Raw genomic sequence first — 17,822 nt, forward strand, 5'->3', positions numbered from 1 at the left:
GTTTCCTGAGCTGTTTCGCCGCATACTGCGCCGAAAAGATGACGAAAACACAACATTTTGATGAACTTTGGGTGACAGCTAGCCCTGCTTGTGCAGCGCCCATGCAGGCTCATTCGCCATTATCCAGCCGAGTACAGCGCGGCGGCTTTCCAGCATCTGGGCGTAGGTTTCCAGCACTTTTTGGTTGGGAATGGGCTGCTGGCGCAGCAGCGCGATACGCGATTCCAAAAAACCTATGTCGTTTTGGAGTTTTTGCGCAACATCGCGGGAGTTGTATGCCTGATTGCCAATATTGAGGGTCGTCATCGACTCGTTCCTTGCTGATTTAGCTGCCACTCCAGCCATTGGATGCGGCACAACGCATGGCATTATCGGTCAGGCAGGAATGTGAAAACAGTCGCAAATCTCCCGATTGTTTGTGCGCTTTGGCTTACAAAATACACAATCTGTGCATCAGGCCTGCTGTTTTTTCAACAAGGTGAGGCAGAAGATGGCGGTGGTGGAGAGCACTATGGCTGGCCCGGCAGGGCTGTCCCAAAAGTAGGAGGCCGCCAAACCTGCCACTACTGCCAGCATCCCCAGCAGGCTGGCAATAATGGCCATTTGCTCCGGTGTCTTGCTCAGGCGGCGGCTGGCGGCGGCGGGAATAATCAGCAGCGCGGTAATCAACAGCACCCCGACGACTTTCATCGCAATGGCAATCACCAATGCCATCAATAACATCAGCGCCGTGCGCACCCGCACTACAGCTATGCCCTCCACCTGCGCCAGCTCTTCATGCACGGTGATGGCCAAGAGCGGCCGCCAGAGCCATATCAAGGCTGCCAGCACTACCACCGCAATCACCCAAATGCTGATCACATCGCCCTGACTGACCGACAAAATATCGCCAAATAAATAGGCGAGCAGGTCGATGCGGCTCTCGCTGAATACACTGACACAGACCAGCCCAAGCGCGAGGGTGGAGTGGGAGAGAATGCCCAGCAGGGTATCGGTGGCGAGGAAGCGGTTGTGTTGCAGCGCCACCAACACCAGTGCCAACAGCAGGCAGCCAAGGGCGATGGCGAGGTTGAGGTTGATATCCAGCAGCAAACCAAAGGTCACACCCAGCAGCGCCGAGTGGGCCAGGGTGTCGCCAAAGTATGCCATGCGCCGCCAGACTGCAAAGGCACCCAAAGGGCCGGCAACCAGTGCCACCGCAATACCGGCGAGCAGGGCGAGGAGTAAAAAATCAGCCATGGTGATGGTGTCCACAGGTATCGCCGCAAGCGCCATCGGGCCCCTTGCCCTGAATGACATTGCCGTGGGCGTCGTGTTGGTGATCGTGATGATGGGTATAAATAGCGACCTGGGGCGCCAGCTGGGCACCGGCCTTATCGCCCCCATCACCGAAACTGTCGCCAAAGAGTGCGAGATAGGCGGGGTGGTTAGTGACCTGTTCCGGGTGCCCCTGACAGCAGACGTGCTGGTTCAGGCAAATCACCGTATCGGTGGTTGCCATTACCAAATGCAAGTCGTGCGACACCAATAAAACCCCGCAGTGGCGCTGGTTGCGAATATCGTTGATCAGGGCGTAAAGCGCCGCCTGGCCGCCCACATCCACACCCTGCACCGGTTCATCCAGTACCAGCAATTGCGGGTCGCGCAAGAGTGCACGGGCGAGCAGTACCCGCTGGGTTTCACCGCCAGAAAGCGATTGGATTGGCATATCGATCAGCTTATAAATGCCCGTCAGCCCCAGTATCTCGCCCAGATCCACCCGCGCTTTACCGCCCAGCGCGAGAAATCGGGCAACGGTCAGCGGCAGGCTGGCGTCCAGATGCAATTTTTGCGGCATGTAGCCGATGCGCAAATCCGGTGCGGTTTCAATTTGCCCCTGATCCACCTTGATTAGCCCGAGCACGGCGCGCACCAGCGTCGTTTTGCCCGCACCGTTGGGGCCGATCAGGGTAACAATCTTGCCGGCGGCAATATCCAGGTCAGCGTTTTGCAGGATGTGTCGCCCGTTGCGCACCACACCCAGCCCGCGCGCCTTAATCAGGTAATCAGTCATGGTGGCCTGGCTCCGCGGCGTGACTAACGCAATTGGCGCAGAGTCCGGAGACTTCCAGCGCCTGCGCTTCCACGGTAAAACCGGCATCCCGGGCGACCGCCAGAATTTGCTCACCCAGCTGTGGTTGATCCAACTCCACGGCGATGCCGCAGTGACGGCAAATCAGGAAATGACTCTGGTGTTTGGTGCCCGGTGATGGGCAGCCAATAAAGGCATTGAGCACATTAATCCGGTGGATCAAACCCTGCTCCAGCAGGAAATCCAGCGCGCGATACACGGTTGGCGGTGCGACGCGGCGGGTGTTGGCTTTGGCCAGCATCTCCATCAGGGTGTAGGCGCCCAGGGGTTTATGGTTTTGCCAAATCAGCTCCAGCACCTGCAAGCGCAAATCAGTCAGGCGCACGCCGCGGCTCAGGCAGAGCTGGCGCGCCGACTCCAGGGCATCACTAATGCAGTGACCGTGGTCGTGGTGACTACAGGCGAGAGGTGTATGTTCCATAGGCTATTCACCGGGGCAGGGCGAGAGGTCAATTAGGTCGTGCCCCGGAAGGTTGCTGGGCAAGCGACGGATCTGTGGGCTATGTTACTATATAACCTTTGCGCGGACATGGGTTTTGCCGCCGCGCTCCATCATCCTGTGTTACGGATTTGCAATCATGGGTTCTCCCCGTTTGGATTTAATACTTCGCCCGGCGTATCGCTTTGGTGTACTGCTCTTGGTGTTGTCGATCTTGAGTCTCTGTATCACGGCAAAACATGCCGTTGCCAAGCCGCAGGTGTTGGCCAGTATCAAACCCCTGGCGCTCATTGCCCGCGAAGTCGCGGGGGATTTGGCGCAGGTGGATACGCTGCTCCCCGTTACTGCGTCAGCGCACGATTACCCGCTCAAAATGTCCGATCATCGCCGCCTGCAGGATGCCGATCTGGTGCTCTGGGTGGGTGCGGAGTTGGAGAGCTTTCTGGCGCGACCACTGGCCAAGCTACCGGCACACAAGGTGATGACCAGCTACCAGTTGGAGGCCCTGTTCTGGCCTGAGATGAGTGAACACGATCACCAACATACCAGCCAGGACCAGCATCAGCATGCCGGGCGCGACCCCCATATCTGGCTGGACCCGCGCAATGCGGCCGTTATCGCCCGCGAGTTAGCGCTTCGTCTGGGTGCGTTGGAGCCGGCAGCGGCAGCGCAATTTACGCACAACGCCGAGCGCTTTAGCGCTTCATTATTGGCCTTGGATGCCCGGCTGGCCGGGCAGTTGGCACCGGTGAAAGAATTGGGTTTTGCGGTTTATCACGAGGGTTACAGCCACTTTGTCAGCCACTACGGGCTGCATCAATTGGCTTATTTTACCTTGGTGCCTGAGCGCCGGCCGGGAGCCAAACATCTACAGGAGCTGCGCTCGGTATTGGCGCGGGAGGGAGTTTGCCTCTTCCTTGAGCCTTACCATAACACCCAATCGCTGGAAGATATGGCGCGTAAAATGAATTTAAGGCTGGGGTGGCTCGATGCCATAGGCACCGAGGCGATTTCCAGTTATCAGTTGCTGATGGAAAATCTGGGGCAGAGTTTTTTAACCTGTCTTGCGGATACTGCCGCGCGCACCGGTCGCTGAGTTGCCCAGGCTGGTCACTGTGCCGTGGAAAGGTTTGCGCAATTTCACGTTGCGCGCTTCCAGCATATCCAGTTGGCGCTTGTTTAATTCCAGTACAAACGCGTCGTAGTATTCGCGTACTTCGGCATCGCGAGAGGCGCCGCCATTACGCAATAACTCCAGCATGCCCTCCTGGGTTGCCATGCGGTGGCGCACGCCGGTTTTGTGATACAGGCAGCTGGCGAGTTGCTGCATACGAAAGATCGCCGTTTGGGAAAAAATGAGCGTATCCATAAAACAGTCCTGTGCATAAAAAAGGTTAATAGCTGGTCGGAATAACCATCACCGGATCTTTTGCTGTGACTGATACCTCTGCACGCAAGGGCTCTACAACGCCCGTATCTATTGCAGTCTAGGCGAGTGGTCGGGGATAACCGGTTTTTGCCCTGCCAAATTGCAAAACTGTGACTGCCTACAAAAAAAGAGCCCCGCAGTGACCGGAAAGGGTCAAATGCAGGGCCAATACACGAGGAGAAAATAAGGGGTAGTCAGTACGACAGCTTGTTTCAAGCTCACCGGCAAGGTGACTAACCGAGCCGGCTACAATTTGCACTTACAGCGTCAATCAAGGTCAACAATCAAAGTTCAAAACGTTTGGCCAGTTTGGCTTCCAGCTGCTCTTCCAGTTTGGCGTGAGCCTTGTCGTTCAGAGCATCTTCCTTAGCGGTCAATTCTTCAGCGATACGCGCTTCAGCGTCTTCCTGGGTTTCAACCCAAGTCGCCTTTACACCTAAATCGGCAGCGGCCAGGGTCAATTCTTGATTCTTGGTGTCATCGGCATAGGCGCCGGTGGCAGTCAGTAACAGTGTTGCAAATACGAGTGCGGTCTTTTTCATCGTGGGTTCCTCCGATGGATCATTCAATTCCAGTTGCCTTGTGAGCAACCTTGTTGTCTTGGGTAAAGTTTAGGTACAGCGTCCCGGTAACAATTACCGGTTAAGTTTTTGTTACCAGATGTTACTCATGGTAACAGATAAAATTTAAATGGCTAGCCTGCGGTTAAATCTTTTTGTTATTTAAAATTAAAAAATGTGAATAAATACCGTTGGTTAGCGATAAATGCTAGAAATTGGCGGAAGCTTGTCGTCTGGTAACACATTTTGTAATGGGTAACACTTTTGGGTGGGCCGTCTTTATTGGTGTGTTACTGGGGTGGGGCGCACCTCCGGCGCTGGCTCGATCAGGCCGGGTTTGGTGTATCCTGCGGCCTGTTTTGTCCTTGAACGCAGATACCTTATATGACCACTACCCTTCAAACCCAGCCGCCCCTGGTACTTGTCGATGGCTCTTCCTACTTATACCGCGCCTACCATGCCCTGCCGCCGCTCACCAACTCCAAAGGCCAGCCCACCGGCGCGGTAAAAGGTGTGGTGAATATGATGCGCCGCTTGGTGAAGGACTATCCGCACAGTCCCATCGCGGTGGTATTTGATGCCAAGGGCAAAACCTTTCGCGATGAGATGTTCGCTGAATACAAAGCCAATCGCCCGCCCATGCCTGAGGATTTGCGCCCGCAGGTGCAGCCCATTCACGACATAGTGCGCGCCATGGGGTTGCCGCTATTGGTGATAGAAGGTGTCGAGGCCGACGATGTGATTGGCACCCTCGCGCGCCAAGCTACGGAGCAAAAACGCGATGTGATTATCTCCACCGGCGATAAAGACATGGCGCAGCTGGTCAACGAGCACGTCACATTGGTGAACACCATGACCGAAACGGTGTTGGATATTCCCGGTGTGCATGCCAAATACGGTTTTGGCCCCGAGTTGATGATTGATTACCTGGCGCTGATGGGCGACAAGGTAGACAACATTCCCGGTGTGCCCGGTGTCGGTGAAAAAACCGCGCAGGGTTTAATTCAGGGAATCGGCAGTTTGGATGCGATTTATGCCGATTTGGAAAAAGTGCGCAGCCTGTCGTTTCGCGGCGCCAAAACCATGCCGGAAAAATTACTGGAGCATCGCGATATGGCGTATCTGTCCTATCGCCTCGCCACGATTAAAGTGGATGTGGAATTGCCACTGACACCAGAGGCGATTCAATTGTCGCCGCCTGACAATCAGCGCTTGCGTGAATTATTTGAAGACCTGGAATTTAAAAGCTGGGTAAAAGAAGTGGGTGATGGAGCCAGTACACCAGCCACTGCAGCGCCACAAACACATTCGCCCGCTGCATCACCAGAACAAACCGAATCGGTTGTCGCGGCGGCGCCCAGTCAGGTTCGCTACGACATTATTCTCGATAAGAAATTGTTCGCCGACTGGTTGCAACGGTTACAAAACGCCAGCGCATTTTCATTTGATACGGAAACCACCGCGCTGGAAATTATGGATGCCAAAATTGTCGGCGTAAATTTTGCGATTGAAGCCGGTGTTGCTGCCTATGTACCTTGCGCTCACGATTACATGGGCGCGCCGGAACAATTGCCTTTGGATTGGGTGCTGGAACAATTAAAGCCTATTTTGGAAGATGCCAACAAAATAAAAATTGGCCAGAATTTAAAATATGATCGCAGTGTGTTGCTCAATTACGGCATTGAATTGCGCGGCATTTATTTCGATACCATGCTCGAATCCTACGTGTGGAATTCCATTGGCAGTCGCCACAATATGGATGACCTTGCACAGAATTATCTGGATTACAAAACCGTCACCTTTGAAGAATTAGCCGGTAAGGGCGTTAAGCAACTCAGTTTTAATCAATTAAAAATTGAAGATGCCGGCCACTACGCCGCGGAAGATGCCGATATCACTTTGCGCTTGCACCAATTTTTCTGGCCGCAGTTAGAAAAAATTGAATCGCTAAAAAGTGTATTTGAAAATATTGAAATGCCCTTGGTGCCAGTGCTATCGCGTATTGAACGTAACGGTGCCTTGGTAGATGCCAATTTGCTCGGCAAACACAGCATTGAATTGGGCGAGCGCTTAACCCAACTGGAGCGCAAAGCCTATGAGATTGCCGGGCAGGAATTTAATTTAAGTTCGCCCAAACAATTGGGCGCTATTTTATTTGAACAACAAAAATTACCGGTCATAAAAAAAACACCGACAGGTACGCCCTCCACCGCTGAAGAAGTGTTGCAAGAATTAGCGCTGGATTACCCTTTGCCAAAAGTACTGATGGAATATCGCGGTTTGGCAAAATTAAAATCGACCTACACCGATAAATTGCCGCAAGTAATTAACCCGCGCACTGGCCGAATTCACACCAGTTATCATCAGGCCGTGGCGGCAACCGGGCGCCTATCATCGCAAGATCCTAACCTGCAAAATATTCCGATTAAAACCGAAGAAGGGCGACGCATTCGTCAGGCGTTTATTGCACCGGAAGGTTATCAATTAGTGGCAGCCGACTATTCGCAAATTGAATTGCGCATCATGGCGCATTTGTCGGACGACGCCGGTTTGCTCAGTGCCTTTGAAAAAGGCTTGGACGTACACCGCGCCACGGCGGCGGAAGTATTTGGTTGCAGCTTGGAATCCGTCACACCGGAAATGCGCCGCAGCGCCAAGGCAATTAACTTTGGTTTGATCTACGGCATGTCGGCCTTTGGTCTGGCCAAACAGTTGCATCTGGGGCGCAACGAAGCGCAGCAATATATTGACCGCTATTTTGAGCGCTACCCCGGTGTGCAGCGTTACATGAATAATATTCGCGCTTTGGCCCATGAGCAGGGTTATGTGGAGACGCTGTTTGGTCGCCGCCTGTATCTGCCCGAGATTAACGCCAAAAATAAAAACCTGCAGATGGGTGCCGAGCGCACCGCAATTAACGCCCCTATGCAGGGCACAGCGGCCGATATCATCAAAACCGCCATGATCAAGGTGCAGGCTTGGCTGGATGAATCGGGGTTGGATGCCAAAATCATCATGCAGGTACACGATGAATTGGTGCTGGAAGTCGCTGAAGCCCAGTTGGAGCCAGTGCGCGAAGGGTTGATCGCGCGCATGTCAGCGGCGGCCAGCTTGAAGGTGCCGCTGTTGGTGGAGGCTGGTGTGGGTAAAAATTGGGATGAGGCGCACTAGTTCATCAAGCTAAGCGCTTGATTTCATTGGCGTTGCTGAAATAACAAAAAAATGTGAAAGTTTTTTTGAAAAAAGTTTGAACTTATTTGAGTGGGGCTTGGTCTGAGTTATGTGTGTTTTACGATCATGAGCTAACTCCTCCCCTAATGGCGTTTAAGCCAGCTGAGCATGAAGTGTTTTGAGCTAAGCAAACCCCGATTTTATCGGGGTTTTTTTTGCCTGTTATTTACCCGATTGGGCGCGAAAACAGTGATACAAGTCACTCAATTGTGCAAACAATGTGGCAGTCGGGGGTTTTTTGAAATTTCACTGAACTTTATCGGCGGGCTTTGTGTCAGATAAGTCAGTTAAGCCAACTTATTGATTTAACGTGTGTTCTTCTCTCCGTTTTGATTGTTTTACTCTAGCCCATCTGGCGTCACCCCAAGGGCGCCAGTTTTTATCCGATGATTTTCTGAATCATCGGATTTTTTTATTTTTACGCGGCTATTTATTTGTTATTGGCTTCGCTCGCAGTCACTAACCCCTGCCCACCCAGGCTCATGGCTAGTGTGGTGTCTCTGTCACTACCGGTATGTCTGCTGCTGGTTCGGGCGCCAGCCAGCCTTGCAGTTTGGCTTTCAGTTCATCCAACCCGGCGTACTTGAGTGCGGAAAAACACTGGATACTCACCAGCTTGTCCAAATTGGCTTGTTTAAGCTGTTTTTGCACGGCAAATAGCGAGTTGTTGGCCTGCATGCGGCTAAGTTTGTCGGCTTTGGTGAGCAGTATATGTACCGGCATATTGCCCTTGATCGCCCAGTTGAGCATGGTGGTATCAAACTCCTGCAACGGGTGGCGTATATCCATCAGCAGTATCAGTCCCTTCAGGCACTGGCGCTTTTGCAGGTATTCCGACAGGTCGCGCTGCCACTTTTCCTTTTGCTCGCGTGATACCTTGGCGTAGCCATAACCGGGTAAATCCACCAAGCGCTGGTTGTCGCTCAGGTTAAAGAAGTTGATCAGTTGGGTGCGCCCCGGGGTTTTACTGGTGCGCGCCAGCTTTTGATTAGTCAGTGCATTAATGGCGCTGGATTTACCTGCATTGGAGCGGCCAGCAAAGGCGACTTCCGCGCCAGTTTCCGGCGGACATTCGCGAATACTGGGCGCGCTCTTGGTGAAATAAGCCTTGGTAAATACGATCTCGGTCAAGATAATAACCCTTCAAAATAGTGTGTTATTAGCGCGTTGGTAATATAATGCCGGCGCTTTTCGGGCCGCCGTGCGCGCCAAAAGCGGGATTCATGCGGAATAGGGGTGGGATTGTAGCTTGTCAGCCGGTGATTAAGCGAACTTAACCCCAAGTTGCTGCGTATAACCGCCTTGTAAAGACGCACGCATAACAAGCAGATTCATCGATCAAATCGGATTAGCCAATGAAACATATAGTACGCAATGCACTTTTATCACTGGGTCTGGTAGCGGTTGCCCAGGGCGCTCTGGCGGCAGGTGATGCTACAGCAGGTGCAGCCAAGGCTGCCGTGTGTGGCGCATGCCATGGTGCCGATGGCAACAGCATGGTTGGAACCTTCCCGAAATTGGCTGGTTTGGGCGAGAAATACTTGCTGAAACAACTGCAGGACATCCAAGCCTGGGATTTGGAACAAGACGCCGCCAAGAAAGCGACTACTGGCCGTAAAGTGCCGGAAATGGTGGGTTTACTGGCTAACCTGAACGATCAGGATCTGGCTGATATCGCCGCGCACTACGCCGCGCAAACTACCCAGTTGTCAGGCTCCAAACAGCTGGAAGTACAGGTCAATTCGGGTTTGAAAGTTAACGCCATGGAATTGGGTGCGCGCACCTTCCGTGCCGGTAACATCGCCACTGGTGTGCCAGCTTGTACCGGTTGCCACGCGCCAGACGGCAAAGGTAACTCGGCCGCAGGCTTCCCGCGTTTGAGTGGTCAACACCCTGAGTATATTGAAAAGCAACTGCGCGCTTTCCGCGCGGGTGACCGCACCAATGACGGCGACCAAATGACTATGCGCACTATTGCCGCCCAGTTAAGCGATGCGGAAATCGTAGCGCTGGCCAACTACATCGCCGGTCTGCATTGATCCGGGTGGATAGTTAACGAGTGTTAAAAAAGGCGACTTCGGTCGCCTTTTTTGTGCCTGCCCTTTACAGATGCCACCACGGGTCGCAGAATCCGGCCCAGTTTGGGAACTAGTCTGTGCCTTGTCGGACTAAGCCCCGAGTTCATTCACTTGTCAAACCAACAACTACAAATTTGAGGAGCGGTTTATGCGCATTATGGTTGCCCTATTGGGGCTGGTGTTTTCGCTGAGTGCTTGTGCCCAGGAATCGGCTGATACTTATAAAGAAGGTCAGCATTATGTGATTCTGGATACCCCGGTGCGCACCGCCGACCCCAGCAAAATTGAAGTGGCTGAAGTGTTTGCCTATTCCTGCCCGCATTGTTTTGATTTTGAACCGCTGTTACACGCCTGGGAAAAAAAACAGGATAGCGATGTATACCTGAGCCAGACCCATGCGATGTGGAACCCGCAAATGGAGCCACTGGTGCGCGGTTATTACACCTCGGTTGCATTGAAGATCAAAGACAAAACCCACATGGCCGTATTCAATGCCCTGCACCTGGAGCGCAAACCCCTGGGCAGCGCTGAACAATGGGCAGACTTTTTTGCCAACTACGGTGTGGATAAAGCCAAAGCGCTCAGCACCTACAACTCCTTTGGTGTGACCAGCCAAATCAAGCAAGCTGAAGCCCGCGCCCGCAGTTACAAAATCACCGGTACACCGGAAATGGTGGTGGATGGTAAATACCGCATCAGCTCCCGCTTGGCGGGTGGCCACGCCGAAATGCTAAAAGTGGTGGATTTCCTGGTTGCCAAGGTTCGTGCCGAGCGCGCTGCTGCAAAACCAGCGCAGTAATCGCCAGCTTGTTTACCCAAACCCGCGCCGCACCCGCCGCGCGGGTTTTTTGTTTTTATGGCCAGCGAGGGTGATTTAAGCGGCACTGGCTATACTCAACCTTATCTTCCCCTAAAGCCCCAACCGAGCAGCTTTCCAGAGTTTGTATGACAACAAATAACAGTGACAAGAATAACTGGCGCGAGAAATACCTGAACGCGCTGGATGAACAGGATCAGTTGGAAAAACGCTTTGCCGAACAGCAAGCGCTACTGCGCAGTGCGCTGGTGCGTGTGAGTGTGGCGGCCGATGGTCAGGATGAAGTATTGGATAAGATCTTGGGCAACCTGCGCGAGAAACTGCGGGGCGATATGACCGCGCTGGATATGGCGAACCTGCTGCAGCAATTGGAGCGCGCGGCACTGACCTTTGAACAGCAGCGCGAGCAGGGCTCCCAGGACGTGCGTCAGGCCTTGATGGATATCGCCAAACCCCTGCAGCAATTCAAACTCTCGCGGCCGGTCAAAAAAGACCTGGGCGATTACCTTGCCCAGCTGCCTCAGCGCAGTAAAAAAGTGCGCCTCTACCCTGCACTGTTGCAGGAGTTGGCGGGTATACAGCAGCGCGCGTTAATCGAAATCGAACAGCCCAAAACTGGTTTTTTTGATCGTCTGCTGGGCGCTAAACCTGAGCCTAAAGCGCCGCCGGTTGAGCAGTCGATGGATATGGATAACCCCGATGCACTCATGTCGGAGGAGACCCACGCGGCGCTGGAGCAGCACCGTGAAGAGGCGCGTGTGGCGCTGAATATTAACCCTCGCGCCAAAACCCAGGTGCCCGAGCTGGCGCCAGAATATGCCGAAGAAATTGCGCGGGTGCTCAATCAGTTTTTGCTCAGCCTCGAAAATGAGGTGGTGATAAAAGACAAGGTGGAGGCGATTCGCCTGCAAGTGGCCCAAGGCTTGGCGCAGACGGCGCTGATTCCCACCCTGGAAGCAGTGCGCGATCTGGTCATGGAAGCCTATCTGGCGGCTAATCAGGCCTTTGGCAACTACCTCAAAAACGTCAATCAGGAATTGGCGGAGATCTATGCCCTGCTCGGCGGCGCGGTTAAACATAACCAACAGGAACTCGCCGCCTCGCGCAAATTACAAAACGATGTGATGCGCGAGATGAACGACCTTGAAAGCACCGCCAGCAGCGCCACCGACATCAATCAACTGAAAGACCGGGTTAAATCCCAGATTGGCAATATTCGGCAGGCGCTCGACAGCTATCAGCAAAACGAAAGCAGCCAACAGCAGTTAGCGCAGCAACTGGCATCGCTCGGCGAAAAAATAAAAACCATGGAAACCGAGGCTGAGCAAAACCGCAGCAGCCTGGAAAAACATCGCTATAAAGCCCTGCACGATCCGCTCACGGAACTGCCCAACCGCGAAGCCTACAGCGAGCGTGCAGCCTTGGAAGTTCAACGCTGGCAGCGCTACCAGCGGCCGCTAACCATCGCGATTTTTGATATAGATTTTTTCAAAAAAATTAACGACAGTTTTGGCCATCAAGCGGGCGACAGGGTCATTAAAGTGATTGGCCGCTCCATTGCCAAACGCTTGCGTGAAGCCGACTTTTTTTGTCGCTATGGCGGCGAGGAATTTGTGGCACTGATGCCGGAAACCGATGCCGGTGCAGCCTTTCAGGTATTGGATAAATTGCGCGAGGCAATTGCCAACGCGGCGTTCAATTATAAGAACCAACCGCTTTCCATTAGCGTATCTATTGGGCTTACTGAATTTAAAACCGGCGATGATTTAGTCAGTGCCTTTGAGCGCGCCGATAAAGCGTTGTATCAGGCCAAGGCAAACGGGCGCAATCGCTGTGAATTACTGGAGGATTTGCCCAGATGAACATTCGTGTAACCCGCTTTGCAATACAGTTGTTTATTTGCTGTTGTTTTATCTATCCGGCAAGCCTGATGGCGCTGGAATTTACCGCGCGGGTGGTGGATAACCAGTCTATGCCGCTGGAGGATGCGGTTGTTGCCTTGATTCCCGCACAGCAGCCTGATTACAGCAGCTTGCCTGCAGCTGTCATGGATCAGCGACAAAATATGTTTGTGCCCCATGTGCTGGCAATTCGCACCAATACCCAGGTGCGTTTTCCCAACAGTGACGATGTGCGCCACCATGTGTATTCGTTTTCGCCCGCGAAAAAATTTGAATTGCGTTTGTATCACGGTTTGAGTGCAGAGCCAGTGCTGTTTGATAAAGCCGGCACGGTAGTGCTGGGCTGTAATATCCACGACTCAATGCTCGCGTATATTTATGTAGTAGATACTGAATATTTTGCAGTGACCGATGCGCGCGGCCAGCTCAGCATAAATGCGCCAGCGGGTAGCTATCAAATGCAAGTATTCCACCCGCGCTTGCAGCAGGATTTTGCGCCCATTGCGGTGCAACTTGACGCGGGCAAAAACCACCATCAACAAATCCAGTTGACTCAGTTAAACGAGGCCGATGCAACAGCGCCGGCAGACGATTTATCGACACTGTTTTAACCGGAATAGATCATGCCAAAATTTAACTACCTGTTTAAATTGCTCGCCTTTTTAATCGGGTTAGTGATTGTGCTGGAAACCGTTTCTTATTTTGCGACACGGCTGATCATCAACAAAGCGGTCACTCATAATGCCCGCTCGGAATTGTTGGCCGGCGGTGAATTGTTTACCCGCGTGATGCAAAAAAATGTTGAACAGCTGGCGCTCTCGGTAAAAGTATTAACGGAAGATTTTGGGTTTAAAGATGCGGTCGCCACCAGCGATGAAAAAACCATTGCCTCGGCACTGGTAAATCACTCGGCGCGGGTCAAAGCGGATATAGGTGTGCTCATCAGTCGCGATGGTAAATTAATTGCCAGTGATGAAACCTTTGCGGTGCAGGTGAATGAAGAATTTGCAGCGCTACAAGCCCAGGCGCAGGCGCGCGGTCAGGCTTACGATATTATTTTTATCGATGGGCGCGCCTATCAATTTGTGATGTTTACGGTAAAAGCGCCGGTGGTCATAGGGCTGGCCGGCATGGGCTTTGAAATCAAACAGGAGTTCAGTGCAGAGCTGCGCAAATTGACCGGGTTGGAAGTGTCGTTTGTGCGACAACAATCCGCGGGTTTTACATATCTCAACGGCACCTTGTTAGATGATCAACCCAACCTGCTAGTGACACAACTGGCACAACAAACACTGGGTGAAGTATTTATCTACGATGATTTTATTTCGCTCGCGGTGCCCGCGGCGCGCCAAAACCAACAACTGGTGGCGGTATTGCAAGTTCCCCTCAGCCATGCGCTTGCACATTTCTCCCATTTGAATTGGCAGTTGTTTGTATTGGCGCTGGTATTTTCGCTGCTGGCCGGCATAGCGGCACTATTTTTAGCGCGCAGTGTGACGCGCCCGGTCACTCTGTTGGCAACTATTGCGCGGCGCATTGCCGGTGGATTTTATGCCACGCCGATTGTGGTGAAATCCAATGATGAATTGGGGGATTTGGCCGCTGCATTTATCACTATGCAAAAAGCAATCGGTGAGCGCGAGCAACAGGTGCTCTACCAATCTGAACATGATCCACTCACTGGCCTGCCCAATCGCCTGTTAATTTTCCCGCATCTGCAGGCTGCTATTTCGCGCTCGGGCGTATTGCGTCAGTCGGTATTTTTGTTAGTTATCGATATTAAAAATTTTGGCCAGATCAACGATGAGTTAAGCCAGGAAATTGGCGATGCAGTATTGCGCGAAGTTGGCCAAAAAATTGATCGACTGCTAACCCACAGTGAATTGCTGCGATTGGGCAGCGATGAATTCCTGGCCATAGTGATGGCGCCGGACAAAACAACGGTGCAGGAAATTCTGGATTTTATCCACGCCACGTTTAAAACCCCATTGCAGATTAATGGAATGCAAATCAGTGTGGAGATGAATATTGGTGTCGCGGCTTATCCGGCCGATGCTGATTCCGCCGATGTGTTGTTGCGGCGCGCGAATCTCGCCTTGAATGAAGGCCGTGTGCGCGAGGAGCGCAGCTGTTGGTATGAATCCGGTTGGGATGAAAAACATTTGCGACGCCTGCATTTGTTCCGCGAATTTGAGCATTCACTCAATGCCGGCCAGATCAGCCTCTACTACCAACCTAAAATTAATTTGGATCAGCCGGAAAAACTGGGCAGCGAAGCACTGGTGCGCTGGCATCACCCGGAGCTGGGTTTTATTAGCCCGGATGAATTTATTAATGTGATTGAAAGCTCCGGGCAAATTACCCTATTGACGCGCTGGGCATTAAAAACCGCCGTGTTGCATTTGCGCCGGTTGTTGGATGCACAGATTCACATCAGCTGCTCGGTAAATTTATCGGCGCTGGATTTATTAGTAGATGATTTACCGGCTTATGTGGCAGAGCTGCTTCAATCCCAGCGGGTGCCTGCTGAACATTTGGTATTGGAAATTACCGAAAGCGCAATTATGCGCGAGGCGGATAAATGCCTGGATAATTTGCGCCGCTTGCGCGATTTGGGTTTGACCTTGTCGATTGATGATTTTGGTACAGGTTACTCATCGCTCTCGCAATTAAAAAAATTGCCGGTTGCAGAATTAAAAATTGATAAATCGTTTATTTTAAATCTGGATTCCAGCGCCGATGATCAATTAATTGTGCGCTCAACCATTGATTTGGGGCACACATTGGGCCTGAGTATTACCGCCGAGGGTGTTGAATCGGAAGCGATAAAAACCCTGCTCAGCCAATTTGGCTGCGACACAGCCCAGGGCTATTTGTATAGCAAACCTTTGCCAGCGGAAGAATTTATTCGCTGGGTTACTCGCTACCTTGCGGAGCTGCAGCATGAATAAGCCACAATCTGTTTGGGCGATTTGCCTGTTACTGTTGTTGCCGGTGATTCACACACAGGCAACCACCCCAACTGAGCTGGCAAGCGATAAAAAAATAATGCGCAGCCGGTTATTGGCGACGGGTGGCGCGAGCACCATTGAAGGCAGCGCTGGCGGTGGCATTGTGCCTATGGCGGTATTGTCCGGCTACGGCGCGCAGGAAGAGCAGAGTGCAACCGCATTTGCCAGTTATGTGGATACTGGCGATTACCAGTTGGAAGTGGTGGGCGGCAGTTGGAGTTGGCGCAATCGCCTGGAGCTTTCTATTGCGCAACAAAAACTCACCCATGATTCACTCACCGCCGCATTACATTTGCCAACCGATTCCATCAGCCAGCGCATTATTGCCGCCAAAGTGCGTATTGCGGGCGATTTAATTTACACACCCATGCCGCAGTTGAGCATTGGTGTACAGCATAAAAAAAATCTGGATTTTTTGGTGCCCGCAGCGGTGGGCGCAAAAGACGATTCGGGCACCGATATTAATTTCAGCGCAACCAAATTAATCCTGGGTGGATTTTTTAATCGCAATCTTTTGCTCAATGGCAATTTGCGTTACACCAAGGCCAACCAAACCGGGTTGGTAGGTTTTGGTGGCGATAAAAATAATAGCTACGAATTATTGCCGGAAGTATCAGCCGGTGTATTAGTGAATCGCCATTGGTTAGTGGGTACTGAATATCGCCAGAAGCCTGACAATTTATCCTTTATTAAAGAGGATGATTGGCAGACGGTTTTTGTGGGGTGGTTTCCCACCAAACGAGTGGCCCTGGTCGCCGCGTATGTAGACTTGGGTGAGGTGGCAACTTTTAAAGATCAAACGGGCTGGTATTTGTCGCTGCAGGGGAGTTTTTAATGATGAATAAATTAAAACGTGGGGCTTGGCTGAGCATAGTCTTGTGGCTCTGTGCATGTAGCAGCGCGCCGCAAGGGAATTCACTTTACCAAGCCCTGGGTGAGCAGGCAGGCATTACCAAAATTACCCATCAGATGATTGTTAATTTCGCCCAGGACGAACGCATCAAGGCGCGTTTTAAAGGGGTGAATATGCAAAAATTTAAAGCCGGTTTTGCCTTGTATGTGTGTGCACAAGTAGGTGGGCCTTGTGAATATCAGGGCGATTCCATGCAAATTATTCACGCCGGTTATAACTACACCAACACCGAGTTTAATGCAGTGGTGGATAATTTAATTTTAGCCATGGAGCAGTGTGGTATTCCGGTTGCGGTACAAAACCAACTGCTCGCCAAATTGGCGCCGAGCTATAAAGATGTGGTTTATCTGTAGCAGTCAGTAGCCAGTAATTAGCAGTCAGTAATTAATTAATAGTTTTTTTAGTAGTTATTTAGCCACTGGTGGTTGGCTTTGGGGTAGCTGCCATTGGCATCGGGGTTTTCTAATTGAATTAACCGGCGCTTGGCTAATGCCAGGCGCGCCAGGCGTGCGCCAAAATGTTTGCGAAATAATTCATCCATTGCACCCGATTTATCCAAAGCATCCAAACCAATTTGCACACGCTCTGCAAGTTCGGGGGTTGTCGGGCTCACGCAAAAATAAACAGGTAGCGGCATATACAGCAATAAATTTTTTTCTATCACCAGATTCTCTGCCGGTTTACCGTCCAATTGATAATTATCTTCCACTTCAATAATGCTTAAAGGCACAAAGCTGTAGCGCTGGCCGGCAAGCATTTTCAACAGATTGGTCATGGTGTGCGCTTCGATAAGCGTAAATTGATTATGGGCGTAAACATGCCCTTCCCAGCCGCGCCCGAAACCCATAGGTAATTTAGCCAGCGTTTCCAACGAATTAACCTGATCAAATTTTTCCTGATTATTTTTATGGATAAGCAGTACGCGATAACCCATGGCTCCCTTGAGTATGGGGCGTTCTATACACACCAATTTAGTGCGCGGGCCAAGGCCTGCAGGAAAGCCGACCAGGCGATCAATATTCAATTTTTCTCCGGCGATTAAGAGTTCGTGTTTGCGTTCAGAGCTGAGGTCTTCCTGCGCAAAATGAATTTGGTAATCGCCGTGACTCGCGCGTGTTAATGCCAGCGCCGCATCGATAAGGTCCAGATAATATTGTTCGCTGACCTGCTCGTTATTGCCGATGTATTTGACTTGCAATAGGCCTTGCCGGGGAGCCTTAGCCGCTACCGTGCCCGCCACCCACAGCAGGATGAACAATACAATCTGGTAAGTGCAGAAAGATGTGCGCATGCAGCGGTTGCCATTCAGTGG

Annotated in this window: 17 protein-coding genes; 9 read left to right on the forward strand and 8 right to left on the reverse strand. The window is 51.9% G+C overall.

The features are described 5' to 3' along the window. Positions 1 to 78: 78 nt before the first annotated feature. From ACFODX_RS05125 to ACFODX_RS05140, 4 genes are all read right to left on the reverse strand, one after another. On the reverse strand, positions 79 to 306 hold the full coding sequence (locus tag ACFODX_RS05125; RefSeq protein ID WP_378116721.1) for a hypothetical protein: 228 nt from the start codon (positions 304 to 306) through the stop codon (positions 79 to 81). 147 nt (positions 307 to 453) lie between these two features. Beyond that, positions 454 to 1,239 carry a zinc ABC transporter permease subunit ZnuB gene (gene znuB, locus ACFODX_RS05130; protein ID WP_378116966.1) on the reverse strand — a complete coding sequence of 262 codons (786 nt, stop codon included), beginning with the start codon at positions 1,237 to 1,239 and terminating at the stop codon, positions 454 to 456. Further along, positions 1,232 to 2,053: a zinc ABC transporter ATP-binding protein ZnuC gene (gene znuC, locus ACFODX_RS05135; protein WP_378116723.1), complete on the reverse strand. Its 822-nt coding sequence runs from the start codon at positions 2,051 to 2,053 to the stop codon at positions 1,232 to 1,234. Before znuC ends, znuB begins: the two co-directional genes overlap by 8 nt. Continuing rightward, entirely contained in the window at positions 2,046 to 2,552 is a 507-nt protein-coding gene (locus ACFODX_RS05140) for a Fur family transcriptional regulator (RefSeq protein ID WP_378116725.1), read from the reverse strand. Before ACFODX_RS05140 ends, znuC begins: the two co-directional genes overlap by 8 nt. Before the next feature lie 157 nt (positions 2,553 to 2,709). Between ACFODX_RS05140 and ACFODX_RS05145 the strand changes: the two genes are divergently transcribed. Further along, positions 2,710 to 3,666 carry a zinc ABC transporter substrate-binding protein gene (locus ACFODX_RS05145; protein ID WP_378116727.1) on the forward strand — a complete coding sequence of 319 codons (957 nt, stop codon included), beginning with the start codon at positions 2,710 to 2,712 and terminating at the stop codon, positions 3,664 to 3,666. On the opposite strand, the gene ACFODX_RS05150 is transcribed toward ACFODX_RS05145, so the two are convergent. Together ACFODX_RS05150 and ACFODX_RS05155 are read right to left on the reverse strand one after the other, a co-directional pair. Continuing rightward, entirely contained in the window at positions 3,625 to 3,939 is a 315-nt protein-coding gene (locus ACFODX_RS05150) for a hypothetical protein (RefSeq protein WP_378116729.1), read from the reverse strand. The two genes, ACFODX_RS05145 and ACFODX_RS05150, sit on opposite strands and share 42 nt — an antisense overlap. Positions 3,940 to 4,283: 344 nt before the next feature. Then, entirely contained in the window at positions 4,284 to 4,541 is a 258-nt protein-coding gene (locus tag ACFODX_RS05155) for a hypothetical protein (protein ID WP_378116731.1), read from the reverse strand. Between the two features lie 402 nt (positions 4,542 to 4,943). Between ACFODX_RS05155 and polA the strand changes: the two genes are divergently transcribed. Then, positions 4,944 to 7,730 (forward strand): DNA polymerase I, encoded by a 2,787-nt coding sequence (gene polA / locus ACFODX_RS05160; protein ID WP_378116733.1) that lies wholly within the window; start codon positions 4,944 to 4,946, stop codon positions 7,728 to 7,730. A gap of 546 nt (positions 7,731 to 8,276) precedes the next feature. Here the strand turns inward: polA and yihA are convergent. Next, on the reverse strand, positions 8,277 to 8,921 hold the full coding sequence (gene yihA / locus ACFODX_RS05165) for a ribosome biogenesis GTP-binding protein YihA/YsxC (protein WP_378116735.1): 645 nt from the start codon (positions 8,919 to 8,921) through the stop codon (positions 8,277 to 8,279). A 224-nt stretch (positions 8,922 to 9,145) separates the two neighbouring features. Between yihA and ACFODX_RS05170 the strand changes: the two genes are divergently transcribed. From ACFODX_RS05170 to ACFODX_RS05200, 7 genes are all read left to right on the forward strand, one after another. After that, positions 9,146 to 9,829 carry a c-type cytochrome gene (locus ACFODX_RS05170; RefSeq protein WP_378116737.1) on the forward strand — a complete coding sequence of 228 codons (684 nt, stop codon included), beginning with the start codon at positions 9,146 to 9,148 and terminating at the stop codon, positions 9,827 to 9,829. A 187-nt stretch (positions 9,830 to 10,016) separates the two neighbouring features. Beyond that, entirely contained in the window at positions 10,017 to 10,667 is a 651-nt protein-coding gene (locus ACFODX_RS05175; protein WP_378116739.1) for a thiol:disulfide interchange protein DsbA/DsbL, read from the forward strand. Positions 10,668 to 10,813: 146 nt separating this feature from the next. Further along, positions 10,814 to 12,547 carry a sensor domain-containing diguanylate cyclase gene (locus ACFODX_RS05180; RefSeq protein WP_378116741.1) on the forward strand — a complete coding sequence of 578 codons (1,734 nt, stop codon included), beginning with the start codon at positions 10,814 to 10,816 and terminating at the stop codon, positions 12,545 to 12,547. Then, positions 12,544 to 13,197, forward strand: a complete 654-nt coding sequence (locus tag ACFODX_RS05185; RefSeq protein ID WP_378116743.1) for a methylamine utilization protein — start codon at positions 12,544 to 12,546, stop codon at positions 13,195 to 13,197. The genes ACFODX_RS05180 and ACFODX_RS05185 overlap by 4 nt, the downstream gene beginning before the upstream one ends. 12 nt (positions 13,198 to 13,209) lie before the next feature. Then, the gene (locus ACFODX_RS05190; protein WP_378116745.1) at positions 13,210 to 15,537 is read left to right on the forward strand and encodes a putative bifunctional diguanylate cyclase/phosphodiesterase; all 2,328 of its coding nucleotides are present in this window, start codon (positions 13,210 to 13,212) and stop codon (positions 15,535 to 15,537) included. Further along, on the forward strand, positions 15,530 to 16,432 hold the full coding sequence (locus ACFODX_RS05195) for a DUF3034 family protein (RefSeq protein WP_378116747.1): 903 nt from the start codon (positions 15,530 to 15,532) through the stop codon (positions 16,430 to 16,432). Before ACFODX_RS05190 ends, ACFODX_RS05195 begins: the two co-directional genes overlap by 8 nt. Beyond that, positions 16,432 to 16,863, forward strand: coding sequence for a group I truncated hemoglobin (locus tag ACFODX_RS05200; protein WP_378116749.1), 432 nt, complete (start codon positions 16,432 to 16,434; stop codon positions 16,861 to 16,863). Before ACFODX_RS05195 ends, ACFODX_RS05200 begins: the two co-directional genes overlap by 1 nt. A 47-nt stretch (positions 16,864 to 16,910) precedes the next feature. On the opposite strand, the gene ACFODX_RS05205 is transcribed toward ACFODX_RS05200, so the two are convergent. Further along, positions 16,911 to 17,801 carry a hypothetical protein gene (locus tag ACFODX_RS05205; RefSeq protein WP_378116751.1) on the reverse strand — a complete coding sequence of 297 codons (891 nt, stop codon included), beginning with the start codon at positions 17,799 to 17,801 and terminating at the stop codon, positions 16,911 to 16,913. Positions 17,802 to 17,822: the final 21 nt, after the last annotated feature.

Source organism: Cellvibrio fontiphilus (genome assembly GCF_042646205.1).
Taxonomy (GTDB): Bacteria; Pseudomonadota; Gammaproteobacteria; order Pseudomonadales; family Cellvibrionaceae; genus Cellvibrio; species Cellvibrio fontiphilus_A.